Source organism: Methylobacterium sp. WL1, from assembly GCF_008000895.1.
Classification (GTDB): domain Bacteria; phylum Pseudomonadota; class Alphaproteobacteria; order Rhizobiales; family Beijerinckiaceae; genus Methylobacterium.
In genome coordinates this window covers 5956134-5969669 of record NZ_CP042823.1, presented here as the reverse complement: position 1 = coordinate 5969669, position 13536 = coordinate 5956134, and the positions used below count along the sequence as shown (strand labels likewise).

Here is a 13536-nt window from a genome sequence, read left to right as displayed (position 1 = left end):
GTTTTCTGAGGTCTCGATAGAACCGACAAACTCAGTCGATCAGTGCAGACGAGTTTTTTTGCTCTTCTTAACAGTATTCCCGCGCTTGCAACCCATCACAGAACCTCCACCCGAGTCCCCACCGGCACCCGATCGTAGAGATCCATGACATCCTCGTTCATCATGCGGATGCAGCCCGAGGAGACCGATTGGCCGATCGTGCCCGGCTCGTTGGTGCCGTGGATGCGGTAGAGCGAGGAGCCGAGATAGAGCGCCCGCGCGCCCAGCGGGTTCTCCGGGCCGCCCGCCATGTGCCGTGGCAGGTCGGGACGGCGGGCGAGCATCTCCGCCGGCGGCGTCCAGTCCGGCCACTCGGCCTTGCGGCTGACGGTCTTGAGGCCGCTCCAGGCAAAGCCCGGTCGCCCCACACCAATCCCGTAGCGCAGCGCCCGCTGCCCTTGCTGGACGAGGTAGAGGTGCCGACTTGTCGTATCGATTACGATCGTCCCGGGCCGCTGCGACCCGGTGAAAGCGACCTCCTGGCGCCGGTATTCCGGGCCGACCTCTCGCGCGATGCGGCCCGGATCCGCCTGTGGTGCGCCATAGGCCTGCGGGGGCAGGACCTGCCGCGGCACGTCCTGCAGAGGCTCCGGTTCGGCGGGCAGCAGCTCGCCGGAATAGGCCGCGACACGCTGCGGAGCCGCATCGCGCTGCGGACGGCTCCGGCCCCCTCCCCCGGCCTGCCCGGTCATGAGGTACTCGATCAGGCCGCCGCCATACCCGCCGCCTTCGGCGTAGCGTGACTGCTGCGCGGAAACCGGGGCGGATAGCGTCGCGGTCGCCAGGACCGCACACAAAGCCAGACGGACCGAACCACGCATCGTGGATGCTTCCTGCAGGAGGGCTGACGGCCCCGATTCGCGCTATGATCCACCCGCATCCGCGCGTTCCGGTGAATCAACATGGTGAATCGGCCCGCCGGCCCGGCGCCCTCCCCGGCCGGGCGAGATTAGCGTGAATCGCTAGTAAATCGCTCCGGCTCACAACCTTCGATAGGTCGAACGGGGGCGCCGGACAGGAATCGCCGGCCGGCAAGCTTGGCAGTCACAGTCCGCTAACTGATTGTGGTAGACAGTTCGAACGACCGATCCTGAAGGCTCACGCCCCGCCGATGACCCAGAAGCGCTATCGCATCGAAGACAGCCTCGGGCTTCCCGCGGTTTTACCCATCGCTCCCGATCCAGGCGTCTCGAACGAGCGGCTGGACGAGATCCTGAGCGCGATCATGGATCTGCGCCGCATCACCCAGATGAGTGCCGACGAGACGATCGAGACGTGCCGCCGCGAGCTGCACGACGCCCTGGCGATGCGGTCCGAACTCGACCTGATGAAGGAGGCGATCACCCGGACCAAGTCCGAGCTGGCGACGCTCCACCGCTCGGAGAACAGCGGCAAGGGCATGCGCCGGGCGGCCGACGAACTCGACGCGGTGGTCGAATCGACCGAGCGCGCCACGACGCAGCTGCTCAACGCGGTCGAGGAGATCGAGGCGAATGCCGGCATGCTCTACACGGCGAACCTGCCGCCGGGCATGAAGCAGCACGTCGACATCATCCAGGAGCGGGTAATCTCGGCTTACGAGGCCTGCAACTTCCAGGATCTGACAGGCCAGCGGATCAACAAGATCGTCGGCGTGATGAAGTTCATCGAGGAGCACCTCGACCGGCTGATCGCCGCCTGGACGCAGCTCGACAGCTTCCGCGATCTCATCACCGTCATGCCGGTCTCGACCGCGATGGATGACGAGAGCAGCCTGCTCAACGGGCCGAAGCTCGACGACGATCCGGGGCATGTCGACCAGAACGACATCGACTCGCTGTTCGACTGAGACGGCCGGGCGGCCTTGAGCGCTCGCCGCCGAAATTGATACCGGCACGGCGTCGGCCAGCGCGCTGGATCGCGGATTCAGTGGCGCGTCGTGCCGGATACCGGAACCGGCACGACGCGGCCTCCTCGATCCGCCGCGTCGTTTTCCGAAAGCCGGCGGCCACGGTTCGGCACGAGGCTCCAGGCGCGGCAATTTTGTCGCCGGACCCGGTGCCGCTCGGCGCCGGGAACGCTTAGATCTGCGGTATGAACCGCAGAGCCCTCTCAGACCTGCCCCCCGACACCTTCGACGACGGCCGCGACGCCGAGCGCGAGGAGAGCGCCGGCGAGTCCGAGGCCGCGCTGTCCGCCGAGGATGCGCCCGAGATCGATTTCGATTTCGACCCGGGCGCGGTCCAGGCCGGCACCGAGGTGATCCGCCGGTTCTGGTCGACGCTGCCGCACTCGCCCGGCGTCTACCGGATGTTCGACCACCGGGGCGACGTCCTTTACGTCGGCAAGGCCAAGAACCTGAAGGCGCGGGTCGGCTCCTACGCGCGGGGTCAGGCGCACTCGAACCGCATCGCCCGGATGATCTCGCAGACGGCGGCGATGGAGTTTGTCACCACCGCCACCGAGACCGAGGCGCTGCTCCTCGAAGCCAACCTGATCAAGCAGCTGAAGCCGCGCTTCAACGTCCTGATGCGGGACGACAAGTCGTTCCCGTACATCCTGGTCACCTCCGACGGCCCTGCGCCGCAGATCGTGAAGCACCGCGGCGCGCGGCGACGGAAGGGCAATTACTACGGCCCGTTCGCAAGCGTCTGGGCGGTCAACCGGACGGTCAACGCGCTGCAGCGTGCCTTCCTGCTGCGCACCTGCACGGACAGCTACTACGAGAACCGCAGCCGGCCCTGCCTGCTCTATCAGATCAAGCGCTGCTCCGGCCCCTGTACCGGGGAGATCGGCACCGACGACTACGCCGCCATGGCGGATGCGGCCCGGGCGTTCCTGGCGGGCAAGTCCAACGCCGTGAAGGACCGGATGCGCGCGGAGATGCAGGAGGCGTCCGAGGCTTTGGAATTCGAGCGCGCTGCCCGTTACCGGGACCGGATCGCCGCGCTCTCGGCGATCCAGGGGGTGCAGGGGGTCAACACCCAGGGCGTCGAGGAAGCCGATGTCTTCGCCCTTGACGAGCAGGCGGGCCAGTTCTGCATAGAAGTGTTCTTCTTCCGCAACTTCCAGAACTGGGGCAACCGCGCCTACTTCCCGAAGGCCGACCGGACCATGACCCCCGAGGAGGTGCTTGGCTCGTTCATCAGCCAGTTCTACGACGACAAGCCCGCGCCCCGCACGGTGCTGACCAGCCACCCGATCGAGGATGCCGAGCTGGTCGCGGCCGCGCTTTCGAGCCGGGTCGATTATCGCGTCGAGATCCACCGGCCGAGCCGCAGCGAGCGGAGGAACCTCGTCGAGTACGCCCAGCGCAACGCCAAGGAGGCGCTCGCCCGGCGGCTGGCCGACACCGCCTCGCAGGGCAAGCTGCTCACCGCCCTGGGGCAGGCGTTCGGCATGGACCGGACGCCGCGGCGGATCGAGGTCTACGACAACTCCCACATCATGGGTACGAATGCGGTGGGCGGGATGATCGTCGCCGGGCCGACTGGGTTCATGAAGACGCATTACCGCACGTTCAACATCAAGTCGGAGGAACTCACCCCGGGGGACGATTACGGCATGATGCGGGAGGTCCTGCAGCGGCGGTTCAAGCGCCTGGTCAAGGAGGCGCCGCGCACCGAGCGCGAGGCTGCGGCGGCAGGCGCCGAGGACGGCGTTCCGGAGCTTCCCCCCGTGCCCGCGGAGGATGGCGAGGTGTTTCCCGCCTGGCCGGATCTGGTGCTCATCGACGGCGGCAAGGGTCAGCTCGACGCCGCCCGCACGGCGCTCGACGAGATCGGCGTGACGGATGTCCCGCTGATCGGCATCGCCAAGGGGCGCGACCGCGATGCAGGGCGCGAGACGTTTTTCGTGCCCGGCCGGCCGCCGTTCAAGCTTCCGCCGCGCGACCCGACGCTCTACTTCGTACAGCGGCTGCGAGACGAGGCCCACCGCTTCGCCATCGGCAGCCACAGGGCCAAGCGCAAGCGTGAGATGGTGAAGAATCCCTTGGACGAGATTGCCGGCATCGGCCCCAGCCGCAAACGCGCGCTGCTGCATCATTTCGGAACCGTGAAGGCGATCGAGCGCGCCGCGTTCGAGGACCTGGCCAAGACCCCCGGGGTGAACGCCGCCACCGCGCGCGCCGTCTATGATTTCTTCCATGCCGGCGCCTGAGGATCCCGCCGTCACGGCCGTGCCCGCGGCCGAGACGTTGACGCCCGGGCCCGGCTCTGATTTCACCCCGGCGATGAACACCGTCCTTCCCCGACGACGGTCCCCAGCCTGGACGCTCGCGAATTGCCTGACCTACGGGCGCCTCGTCGCGGTGCCGGTGATGGTCGCGTTGCTGTTCTGGCCCGACTCGCACACCGCGCGTTGGACCGCGCTCGGCGTCTTCGTGGCGGCGGCGATCACCGATTATCTCGATGGCTATGTCGCACGGACCTACCACCAGAGTTCCGCGCTCGGCCGGATGCTCGATCCGATCGCTGACAAGCTGCTGGTCTCGGCCTGCCTGCTGATGCTGGCTGCCGACCATACCATCGTCGGCTCGTCGGTCTGGGCGGCGATCGTGATCCTGTGCCGGGAGGTGCTGGTCTCCGGCCTGCGCGAGTACCTCGCCGAGCTGAAGGTCGGGGTTCCGGTCAGCAAGATCGCCAAGTGGAAGACCACGGTGCAGCTCGTGGCGCTCGGCTTCCTGGTGGCCGGGCCCGCGGGCGAGCGGGTCCTGCCCGGTACGGAGCCGATCGGCCTCGCGCTTCTCTGGATCGCGGCCGCCCTCACGCTCTGGACCGGCTGGGACTATATGAGGGCCGGGATCAAGCATGTGATCGACGACCCGCGCTGAACGCAGGGTCGCCGATCCCCTTCCGGCACGGTGTTGCGATGAAGCTCGTCTATTTCGCCTGGGTCCGCGAGCGAATCGGCCGCGCCGAGGAGGAGCTGGCGCCGCCGCCTGAGGTCGCCACCGTCACCGATCTGGTCGCCTGGCTGCGTGGCCGCGGCGAAGAATACGCCTATGCGTTCGAAGATCCGGGGGTGGTCCGGGCGGCCATCGACCGGACCCATGCCAAGCCGGACGCTCAGATCGCGGGTGCCGCCGAGATCGCGTTCTTCCCGCCGATGACCGGCGGCTGAGCGCCCGGCACGTAGTCCACCGGTCTTGAATGCGTGCGCGTCCCGGGGTTTTTTGAGGGCGTCGCTCCGGCTGTGTTTCAAGCCGAACGACGCGTGGGCCGAGCCGCGTTCGCTTACGGGTTCGGCCCGCTTTCCGGCCTCGTCCGCCCGTCGGATCGCCGACGTTCGGCCGCTGCGGCAAGGCCTGACCCGTCCACCACAAATTGCGGAACGCTCAAGCTGGAGACGCCGTTACTCGGAACCGATATCGGGACCGGAGTTTTCGTATGCGCCAGATGTTCCTCGCCACCGCCGCCCTGTTCAGCCTCGGCGCCGCCGCCCAAGCCCAGACCACCGTGATCGAGCGCGACCGGCCCGCCGTCGTGGTCGATCGTCCGGCCTCCGAGTCCAAGTCCGTGACCGTTCACGATCACGGCGACGGCTGCGTCACCAAGACGGTGCGCAAGGAGAACGACATGGGTGATTCCAAGACCGTGAAGAAGGAGTCCTGCGATTGATTCGAATCCCGACCTGGGCGCCCCCAACCTGAGGGTTGGCTTGGCCATCGGGTCGCGTGATCGGAAAGAACGCAGCGGAACAGTAACTTAGAGCTGTACCCGATCGGATCATGATCGGGTACAGCTCCTCGGCGGGGACCGACACGGGTCGCCCCAGCCGAGAAGGATATGCGGATGTCGAGCGACGCTCAGGTCGTCGAGGTGCTCTCGAAGGTCACCACCGCCACCATCACGACGATCCTGCTGAAGAAGGGTCTTCGCAACGTCTGGCTGCGTGGCACCCGGCCGCTGCGGCCCGGCCAGCCCCGGATCGTCGGCCGGGCCTTCACGCTGCGGTTCGTCCCGGCCCGCGAGGATCTCGCCACGCCGGAATCGTGGTCGTCCCCGACCTCCACACGGGCGGCGATCGAGGCGATGCCCGCGGGCTGCATCGCGGTGGTGGATGCGTTGGGCGTGACCGACGCCGGCATCTTCGGTGACATCCTGTGCGCTCGCATGGCCAAGAAGGGCGTGGCCGCCCTGGTCACCGACGGTGTGGTGCGCGACGTCGCGGGCGTCCTGGGGACCGGATTGCCGGTCTGGTGCCAGGGCGCAGCGGCTCCGCCCTCCGTGGCCGGCCTGACCTTCGTGGCCTGGCAGCAGCCGATCGCCTGTGGCGGCGTCGCCGTGTTCCCCGATGACGTGATCGTGGTGGATGATGACGGCGCCGTGCTGATCCCGGCCGCGCTCATCGGGACGGTGCTGGAACTCGCCCCCGAACAGGAGAGGTTCGAGGGCTGGCTGATGGAGGAGGTCGGCAAGGGCGCCGCGCTTCCGGGCCTCTACCCGCCGAATGCCGAGAACAAGGCACGCTACGAGGCCAGCAAGGGCTGATTGCCGGCTGACGACCGACCGCGCCTCCCACCCCATGGCATCGGGGGACGCCCCGAGACGGGGGCGCGGTCTCCCGGTCACAGCTCCACCAGAACGATCCCCTTGAGCCGGCCTTCGCAGGCGTCGTGCAAGGCGCGCGGCGCCTGCTCCAGCCCGGTCACCGTCGTGCCGGCGAAATGGAGCCCTGCGTCGCGCTGCCAGGCGATCCAGTCCGGGAACGCCGCGGCGCTGTCGCGATCGGCACTGTAGCCTCGCAGGGTGACGCCCCTGAGGATCAGCTGGAACGTGTCCAGCTCCACCGGCGCGCGGATGCTGGCACCTGAAGCGTTCAGCTCGGCGGTCAAAGCACCGAGCAGGACGAACCGCGCACCGTCGCGCGCGGCCCGTGCGGCAGCTGCCAGCTGCTCGCCGCCGACCATGTCGACGAACACGTCCACGCCGTCCGGCGCCGCCGTTCTCAGCTGATCCGCGATGGGACCCGCGCGGCGCAGGATCACCGCGTCATAGCCGAGCTCGGCCGTCATCCAATCGGCTTTACCCTGGGTGCTGGTGCTGCCGATCACCCGCGTCGCGCCGAGCTTGCGGGCAATCTGGCCGGCCATCGATCCGATCGCACCCGCACCGCTCGACACGAACACCGTGTCGCCCGGGCGGACTGTGACGCCCCGTGTCAGGGCCGCGTAGGCCGTCCAGCCATGGCCGAGATACGCCGCCGGCTCGGTCGGTGCCGGAACAAGGGCGACGCACCGCCCGGCATCGACGACCGCGTAGTCCCGCCACCCGAGGGGATGCGAGACGTACGTGCCGACCGCAAACCCGCTCCCGGGCTGGCTGGCGATGACCTCGCCGATTGCGCCGTCCGCGAGCGTATCGCCGGGCTTCAGCGCGGGAAACGGAATGCCCTCGACCGCCTGCGCATCCGGGTTGGCCATGAGCCGGGTCGAAATGGAGATCCGGAACCAGCGATTGCGGACCACAAGGTCGTTGGGACCGATGTCCGGCAGGGCCGTTTCCACGACGGCCATATCGCCCGGCTGGATCATCTCGCCGGGATACGTCCGCAGTCGGACTTCGCGGCACCGATCGATTGTCCTGTCCATGGCATGTCCCCGGGCGCGATACGCGGATGCCGGGTCCACGCGTGCCGGTCAGCAGCGTGCCGGTCTGCAGCGTGCTGCCTCACTAGCTGTTGACTGGTGGTCAGTCAATTAGGACGACGCCTACATCCGGTGGTGGCCCTTTCCATCCTCGCGATAACCCGTCAGGCAGACGTGAGCGCCCTCCATCCCCGAGACCGCTTCCGTGTCGATGAAGACCAAGCCCCGGACCAGGCCGCCCGAAGAGCGGCGTGAGGATCTGATGAACGCGGCCGGGAGCCTGTTCATCGACCAGGGATTTGCGTCCACCACCATCGAGCAGATCACAACCCGCGCGGGCATGGCGAAGGGCAGCTTCTACCTGCACTTCGCCACCAAGGAGGCCGTGGCCGGGGGTCTGCGCCAACGGTTCGTCGACACCTTGCTCCAAGCCATCACGGCAGAGGTCGAACGCCAGGCCGATGGGGATTGGACTGGCCGGCTGGCCGCTTGGGTCATCGCCTGCAGCAGGGGGTACGCCGCATCCGAGCGCCTGCACGAGATCGTGTTCACCGATGTGCCGCCGCCCAGCCAGGACGGTCTGACCGACAACATCCTGATCGATCATCTCGCGGGATTGCTCCGCGATGGCAGCGCCGCGAAAGCCTGGGCGATCGCGGATGTGCGCTTCACGGCCGCGTTCCTGTTCAACGCGCTCCATGGTGTCGTCCTGGGCGCCGCCAGGACTGGGCGGGCGGACGCGATCGCCTCCCAGCTGGTGGACCATTGCTTCCGGGTCGTCGGCCTCGCGCCAGCCTGATCGGGATTTTGTGTGTCTGCGATGAGTGTCTCGGCGGGGATCGACGCTCCGTTCGGCTACCGCTGCGTTCCGTAAGGACACCTATGAGCCGGATGACGGAGCGATCTTTTACGCGCCCTTGTAAGACACCGATAACCTCCGCCCATAGCAGTATTAAAAATCCAGATCACATGCCAGACACGTAATTCCCTACGTCCATGATGGTCTTAATTATGTAAATTTATATTGCCTAAACAAGATCGATCGCCTGGTTCAGCAGCAAGAACCGTGATGCATTCCGTCGAAATGTGACTTCACGTGCGGGTCGATGCTTGGAGATCCACCATGCCGCACGCAGGAAAACGATCGCTGTCCGCGCCCGAATGGGCGATGCTGATCGGACTCTCCGTGTTGTGGGGCGGTTCCTTCTTCTTCACCGGTATCGCACTCACCGAATTGCCGCCGCTGACCTTCGTCGTCCTGCGCGTCGGGATCGCAGCGCTGATCCTCAACATGGTTCTACCGTTTGCAGGGTTGCGCCTGCCCGGTGGCTGCGCGGTCTGGGCCGCCTTCCTCGGGATGGGCCTGCTGAACAACGTCGTTCCCTTCAGCCTCATCGTCTGGGGTCAGACGCACATCGCGTCCGGCTTCGCCGCCATCCTGAACGCCACGACGCCGCTCTTCACCGTCATCGTCGCCCATCGGCTCACCACAGATGAGCGGATGACCGGCAACCGGTTCTCCGGTGTGCCGGTGGGCCTGGCAGGGGTCGCCACGATGGTCGGGCCCGCGGCTTTCGCGGGATTCGACGCCAGCCTTCTGGCCCAGGTCGCGATCCTCGGGGCCGCCCTGTCGTATGCCTGCGCGGGGGTGTTCGGACGACGCTTCAAGCGGATGGGTATCCCGCCGCTCGCCGTCGCTGCCGGACAGCTCACGGCGGCCGCACTGCTGGTGTTGCCCGTTGCGCTGGTGATCGACCGGCCGTGGACATTGCCGGTCCCCGGTCCATTCGTCTCGGCAGCAATCCTCGGCAGCGCCACGCTGTCGACCGCGCTCGCCTACGTCCTCTATTTCCGGATCCTGGCCAGCGCCGGGGCGACCAACCTGTCGCTGGTCACCTTCCTGGTTCCGGTTTCGGCAATCCTCCTGGGGGCGCTGGTCCTGGGCGAACGCCTGGAACCACGGCACTACTTCGGGATGGCCCTGATCGGATGCGGCCTCGCGGCCATCGACGGGCGCCTCCTGCGCCGCGTTCGCGCAGCCGCGGGATGATGCGCTGAGAGCCGGTCTCAACGCTCTCGCCCGAGCCTCAGCGCCAGCCCGCGTCGATGAAGTAATTGTGGCCCGTGCACATCCGGGCATCGTCGGAGGCGAGGAACAGCACCAGGGCGGCGACGTCGGAGGGTTGGATCCGGCCGTCCAAGCACTGCGACGCGACGATCTCAGCCTCGCCGTCCGGGGTGTACCAGCGCTCCTGGCGGGGTGTCTGGACATTGCCGGGCACGACCGCGGAGACCCGGATGCCGTCGCGGCCGAGATCCCGGGCCAGCGCCCGTGTCATGCCCTCGATGGCCGCCTTTGCGGTCTGGTAGAGCGGCATGTCGTTGAGCCCGAGGTGCCAGCTGATCGAGCCGAAGTTCAGGATCACGCCGCCGCCCGCCCGGCGCATCGCGGGTACGGCGGCCTGCGCGGCGAAAAACATGTGTCGCAGGTTCACCGCCATCCGGTCGTCCCAGTAGGCGGGCGTCACGTCCGCGAGCTTGTGGCGGTCGTCGTTGCCGGCGTTGTTGACCAGCACGTCGAGGCCGCCGAACGCCGTTTCGGCCTCCGCCACCAGGGAGCGGACGGCCTCGACATCGGTGAGGTCGCAGCGGCGGTAGACCGGCGGGTGTTCGGCCCCAGCTGCGAGCCGCGCGACCAGGGCGTGTGCGGGCTCGTCGGCTATGTCGCAGAACGCGACGCGGGCGCCCTGGGCGACGAAGGCTTCGACCAAACCTTCGCCGATTCCCGAGGCGCCGCCCGTCACAAGCACGCGTTTTCCGCGAAGCGACGGGTAGATGGCACGCGTGGCAGAGGAGGTCATCGGCAATTCTCCGAAGGCTGACGTCGCGCAGACTCACCGAGTCTGCGAACGATCTTCGAAGAGTCCACGCTCGGCACCGTCACGACAAGCCCACCGCGACCGTTCGCCGAACGGCAGCCGTTGTCCAAACGTTAACGCATGCGGAATCAAATCGGCGCGTCTTCTAGAACGGAACACGCGATGCCCCTGCGCTTGGAACTGAAACCGCTCGAGCGGCTGATCATCAACGGCGCGCTGATTCGCAACGGCGACCGACGCTCGACTTTCCTGATCGAGACGCAGTGCAAGTTCCTGCGCGAGAGCGAGATCATCACGGAGAGCGAGGCCGACACGGCCTGCAAGCAGATCCACCTGACCCTGACGGTGATCTACCTGGCGGACGACGCGGCCGCGAGCATCGACCTGTTCTTCCGGCAGGCCGGGGAGCTGATCCGCCTTGCGCCGGCAGCCGCGCCCCTGGTCGCCGCCATCGCGGAGGCGGTCGAGGCGGGCTCGTTCTACCCGGCGATCAAGCTGGGCCGGAAGCTCGTCGAGTGGGAGAGCGCGGCGCTGGCCCAGGCCGCGACGGTCGCGCGGCCAGAGCCCGACACGGCCGCCTGAGCGCGCCCGCCCCCTTCAACTGAGTCCGACTTCAGCGTGGGTTGCCCTGGAGGCCGGCGGCGATCTCGTTGTTGATCCCCACGAGGGTGGCGATCTTCTCCGGGGTCGGCTCGATCATCGTGTCGACGCAGCTGCGCAGCACGAACACGCCCAGGTTGCCGATGCCCTGCTTGATATCGGCCGGCAGCGGGTTCTCGTCGGCGGTCGCCTCGGTGGCCAGGATGGTCCAGACGCGCTGGTTGAACGACAGGGCCTCGTTGAGGCGCTTGGTGTCACCGTCGGCGATTCCCTGGCTGGCGCCGATCAGCTGTTGGGCCGCCTTGAGCAGGACGGCGGATTCGGCTTCGCGCGGGGTTAGGGCGGACCGGGATGTCCGGGCATAGGCGTTGGCGGCGTAGTTCATAGGCGGTCCAGCCCCGTCATCGCACCTGCCACACCGGCGGGCTTGCGTGTAGCTGTCGCAGATCAAGTGTTAAGGCCGCGTGAGCGGCAGGTCCGCCATGTTCCCGCCGGGTTGGACAGTGACCAGAGACTGTGGCCCCACCAAACCGGTCACCGGATCGCTTCAGAAATGCTGAATTTCTTCCTCGGAACCGTCGCCGGCGGCCTGATCGCCGCCGTGCTCACCATCGCGGCGGCCCGTCAGCCGGAGGTCCAGGCGCGGCTCGGGCTGAAGCCGGCCCCCGTCGTCGCGACCCTGGCGGCGGTCGCCAAACCGCGCGAGCCCGATTGCGCCAAGCCGGCCGAGGGGCCCACGGTCGGGACGCGGGACATGCTGTTCAACCGTCAACGGTTCTGGTCGGTCGCGCCGTAGGCTGGAAACCAACTATCGTTTTCACGCAGGCGGTTACAGATCATTATGACCGTGCTCGCCGCGTGCGGAAACAGATCGATCAGCCACCTGGTGGATGTGTCGATTGATGTCGCAAAAATCATGTTTTTGATCTATATATTTGTATTGAACGCACAGTTATATATGTGAAAATCAATTCTGCGATGATTTGATCAATGAATCTGCGAAATAAATTGTAATTATTTATTTTTTAGCGATCATTTATGCGTAGATATGCTCATGAATATCCGTTTCGTCATTCGTTAAGCATAAGATGAGACGGTAAAATTCCGTCCACAGAATCGATGCACGACGCCGTCATCATTCGTCTTCTGTCCTCACCCCACGAACAACCCGGCGATCGCCGCGCTCGTGAGGTTCGCCAGCGTCCCGGCGAGGATCGCCCGCAATCCGTAGCGGGCGACTTCGGAGCGCCGCTCCGGGACCAGGCTGGAGAAGCTCGCCAGCTGGATCGCGATCGAGGCGAGGTTGGCGAATCCACAGAGGGCGAAGCAGACGATCGCCTGGGAGCGCGGGTCGAGCGTGCCGGCGCCGAGGGTCGGCGACAGGGTCGCGTAGGCCAGGAACTCGTTGAAGGCGATCTTCTGGCCGATCGCGCCGCCGACGAGCGCCGCGTGCGCCCAGGGCACCCCGAGCAGCCAGGCCAGAGGGGCGAGCGCCCAGCCGAGCACGCCCTCGATCGAGGTCCCCGGATAACCTGCGAGGCCGCCGGCATAGCCGACGACCCCGTTCGCCAGGGCGATCAGCCCAACGAAGGCGATCAGCATGGCGCCCACCGAGACCGCGACGACGAGGCCCTTCTGTGTGCCGTCCGCCGCGGCCTCGATGATGTTGGCGGCCCGGGACTCGCCGAACTCCACCCGGGTTGTGGCGATCCGGGTCGGCTCGGTCGAGGGCATCAGGATCTTGGCGTAGAGCAGGCCGCCCGGAATCGCCATCACGGAGGCCGCGAGCAGGTAGGTCATCGGCACGCCGAGCGCCGCGTAGCCGGCCAGGATCGACCCCGCCGTCGAGGACGCGCCGCTCGACATCACGGCGAACAGTTCGGCGCCCGTGAGCAACGGCAGGAATGGGCGCAACGCCACCGCGATCTCGCTCTGCCCGATCGCGATGGTGATCACCGCCGAGAACGACTCGATCGGCGAGGTGCCGAGGATCCGCCGCAGCCCGGCGCCGAGGCCGCGGGCCAGGGCCTGCATCACGCCGAGATGGTACAGCACCCCGATCAGGGCCGAGACGTACAGGATCTGCGGCAGCACCCGCAGGGCCAGGATGAAGCCCGAGCCACCGAACAGCTCGAACATCTTCGGCTCCACCAGACCGCCGAACAGGAACGCCGTGCCGCGGTCGCCGTAAGAAAGACCGGTGACGACGATGTCGGCGGCGGTCCTCAGCGCGGCCTGCCCGGCTGGCAGGAACAGGACCAGCGCCCCGAAGCTCACCTGAAGGGCCAGGGCGCTGAGCACGATCCGGGGCCGGATCGCCCGCCGGTTCGTCGAGAAAAGGGCGCCGACCGCCAGGAGCAGCAGGATCGAGAGGCCGGCATGGATCAGTCGGTCGAGCATCGCGTCCTCCGGGTTCGAGCGTGGCCGCGCAGATGGAAGGTTCGGGCC

The 13536-nt window shown here is 67.1% G+C and carries 15 protein-coding genes; 10 read left to right on the top strand and 5 right to left on the bottom strand.

The genetic code is table 11. The annotated features are described in order from the left end of the window. Positions 1-95 precede the first annotated feature (95 nt). Positions 96-860 (bottom strand): L,D-transpeptidase, encoded by a 765-nt coding sequence (locus FVA80_RS29035; RefSeq protein WP_147905951.1) that lies wholly within the window; start codon positions 858-860, stop codon positions 96-98. 290 nt (positions 861-1150) lie between these two features. On the opposite strand from FVA80_RS29035, the gene FVA80_RS29030 reads away from it, so the two are divergent. From FVA80_RS29030 to FVA80_RS29005, 6 genes are all read left to right on the top strand, one after another. Further along, a complete protein-coding gene (locus tag FVA80_RS29030; protein ID WP_147905952.1) occupies positions 1151-1867 on the top strand; it encodes a protein phosphatase CheZ in 717 nt (238 codons plus the stop codon). A 245-nt stretch (positions 1868-2112) separates the two neighbouring features. Then, positions 2113-4179, top strand: a complete 2067-nt coding sequence (gene uvrC, locus FVA80_RS29025; RefSeq protein WP_147905953.1) for an excinuclease ABC subunit UvrC — start codon at positions 2113-2115, stop codon at positions 4177-4179. A 73-nt stretch (positions 4180-4252) separates the two neighbouring features. Next, positions 4253-4852, top strand: a complete 600-nt coding sequence (gene pgsA / locus FVA80_RS29020) for a CDP-diacylglycerol--glycerol-3-phosphate 3-phosphatidyltransferase (protein ID WP_187193748.1) — start codon at positions 4253-4255, stop codon at positions 4850-4852. 38 nt (positions 4853-4890) lie between these two features. Beyond that, complete coding sequence (gene moaD, locus FVA80_RS29015) at positions 4891-5142, top strand: molybdopterin converting factor subunit 1 (RefSeq protein ID WP_147853871.1); 252 nt, start codon at positions 4891-4893, stop codon at positions 5140-5142. Positions 5143-5408: 266 nt separating this feature from the next. Then, complete coding sequence (locus FVA80_RS29010; RefSeq protein WP_147905954.1) at positions 5409-5639, top strand: hypothetical protein; 231 nt, start codon at positions 5409-5411, stop codon at positions 5637-5639. 174 nt (positions 5640-5813) lie between these two features. Next, the gene (locus FVA80_RS29005; RefSeq protein ID WP_147905955.1) at positions 5814-6512 is read left to right on the top strand and encodes a ribonuclease activity regulator RraA; all 699 of its coding nucleotides are present in this window, start codon (positions 5814-5816) and stop codon (positions 6510-6512) included. 77 nt (positions 6513-6589) lie between these two features. Here the strand turns inward: FVA80_RS29005 and FVA80_RS29000 are convergent, their stop codons facing one another. Continuing rightward, positions 6590-7555 carry an NADP-dependent oxidoreductase gene (locus FVA80_RS29000; RefSeq protein WP_246692196.1) on the bottom strand — a complete coding sequence of 322 codons (966 nt, stop codon included), beginning with the start codon at positions 7553-7555 and terminating at the stop codon, positions 6590-6592. A gap of 265 nt (positions 7556-7820) precedes the next feature. Between FVA80_RS29000 and FVA80_RS28995 the strand changes: the two genes are divergently transcribed. Continuing rightward, on the top strand, positions 7821-8408 hold the full coding sequence (locus FVA80_RS28995; RefSeq protein WP_246692478.1) for a TetR/AcrR family transcriptional regulator: 588 nt from the start codon (positions 7821-7823) through the stop codon (positions 8406-8408). A gap of 324 nt (positions 8409-8732) precedes the next feature. Beyond that, on the top strand, positions 8733-9659 hold the full coding sequence (locus FVA80_RS28990) for a DMT family transporter (protein ID WP_147905956.1): 927 nt from the start codon (positions 8733-8735) through the stop codon (positions 9657-9659). A 37-nt stretch (positions 9660-9696) separates the two neighbouring features. Here FVA80_RS28990 and FVA80_RS28985 read toward each other — a convergent pair whose 3' ends face one another. Next, entirely contained in the window at positions 9697-10470 is a 774-nt protein-coding gene (locus FVA80_RS28985) for an SDR family oxidoreductase (RefSeq protein WP_147905957.1), read from the bottom strand. Positions 10471-10650: 180 nt separating this feature from the next. Here FVA80_RS28985 and FVA80_RS28980 point away from each other — a divergent pair, with 180 nt between their 5' ends. Continuing rightward, positions 10651-11070: a flagellar biosynthesis repressor FlbT gene (locus FVA80_RS28980; protein WP_147905958.1), complete on the top strand. Its 420-nt coding sequence runs from the start codon at positions 10651-10653 to the stop codon at positions 11068-11070. 31 nt (positions 11071-11101) lie between these two features. Here FVA80_RS28980 and flaF read toward each other — a convergent pair whose 3' ends face one another. Next, positions 11102-11473 carry a flagellar biosynthesis regulator FlaF gene (gene flaF / locus FVA80_RS28975; RefSeq protein ID WP_147905959.1) on the bottom strand — a complete coding sequence of 124 codons (372 nt, stop codon included), beginning with the start codon at positions 11471-11473 and terminating at the stop codon, positions 11102-11104. 168 nt (positions 11474-11641) lie between these two features. On the opposite strand from flaF, the gene FVA80_RS28970 reads away from it, so the two are divergent. Then, positions 11642-11884, top strand: coding sequence for a hypothetical protein (locus FVA80_RS28970; RefSeq protein WP_147856648.1), 243 nt, complete (start codon positions 11642-11644; stop codon positions 11882-11884). Positions 11885-12240: 356 nt separating this feature from the next. Here the strand turns inward: FVA80_RS28970 and FVA80_RS28965 are convergent, their stop codons facing one another. After that, positions 12241-13488: a nucleoside transporter C-terminal domain-containing protein gene (locus FVA80_RS28965; RefSeq protein WP_147905960.1), complete on the bottom strand. Its 1248-nt coding sequence runs from the start codon at positions 13486-13488 to the stop codon at positions 12241-12243. Positions 13489-13536: the final 48 nt, after the last annotated feature.

Bases quoted from the DNA above. Each gene is read 5' to 3' on its own strand.
- uvrC (WP_147905953.1), top strand. From the start codon at position 2,113: ATGAACCGCAGAGCCCTCTCAGACCTGCCCCCCGACACCTTCGACGAC.
- FVA80_RS28980 (WP_147905958.1), top strand. From the start codon at position 10,651: ATGCCCCTGCGCTTGGAACTGAAACCGCTCGAGCGGCTGATCATCAAC.
- moaD (WP_147853871.1), top strand. From the start codon at position 4,891: ATGAAGCTCGTCTATTTCGCCTGGGTCCGCGAGCGAATCGGCCGCGCC.
- FVA80_RS29030 (WP_147905952.1), top strand. From the start codon at position 1,151: ATGACCCAGAAGCGCTATCGCATCGAAGACAGCCTCGGGCTTCCCGCG.
- FVA80_RS28965 (WP_147905960.1), bottom strand. From the start codon at position 13,488: ATGCTCGACCGACTGATCCATGCCGGCCTCTCGATCCTGCTGCTCCTG.
- FVA80_RS29035 (WP_147905951.1), bottom strand. From the start codon at position 860: ATGCGTGGTTCGGTCCGTCTGGCTTTGTGTGCGGTCCTGGCGACCGCG.
- FVA80_RS29005 (WP_147905955.1), top strand. From the start codon at position 5,814: ATGTCGAGCGACGCTCAGGTCGTCGAGGTGCTCTCGAAGGTCACCACC.
- FVA80_RS28970 (WP_147856648.1), top strand. From the start codon at position 11,642: ATGCTGAATTTCTTCCTCGGAACCGTCGCCGGCGGCCTGATCGCCGCC.
- FVA80_RS29000 (WP_246692196.1), bottom strand. From the start codon at position 7,555: ATGATCCAGCCGGGCGATATGGCCGTCGTGGAAACGGCCCTGCCGGAC.
- FVA80_RS28990 (WP_147905956.1), top strand. From the start codon at position 8,733: ATGCCGCACGCAGGAAAACGATCGCTGTCCGCGCCCGAATGGGCGATG.
- pgsA (WP_187193748.1), top strand. From the start codon at position 4,253: ATGAACACCGTCCTTCCCCGACGACGGTCCCCAGCCTGGACGCTCGCG.
- FVA80_RS28985 (WP_147905957.1), bottom strand. From the start codon at position 10,470: ATGACCTCCTCTGCCACGCGTGCCATCTACCCGTCGCTTCGCGGAAAA.
- flaF (WP_147905959.1), bottom strand. From the start codon at position 11,473: ATGAACTACGCCGCCAACGCCTATGCCCGGACATCCCGGTCCGCCCTA.
- FVA80_RS28995 (WP_246692478.1), top strand. From the start codon at position 7,821: ATGAAGACCAAGCCCCGGACCAGGCCGCCCGAAGAGCGGCGTGAGGAT.
- FVA80_RS29010 (WP_147905954.1), top strand. From the start codon at position 5,409: ATGCGCCAGATGTTCCTCGCCACCGCCGCCCTGTTCAGCCTCGGCGCC.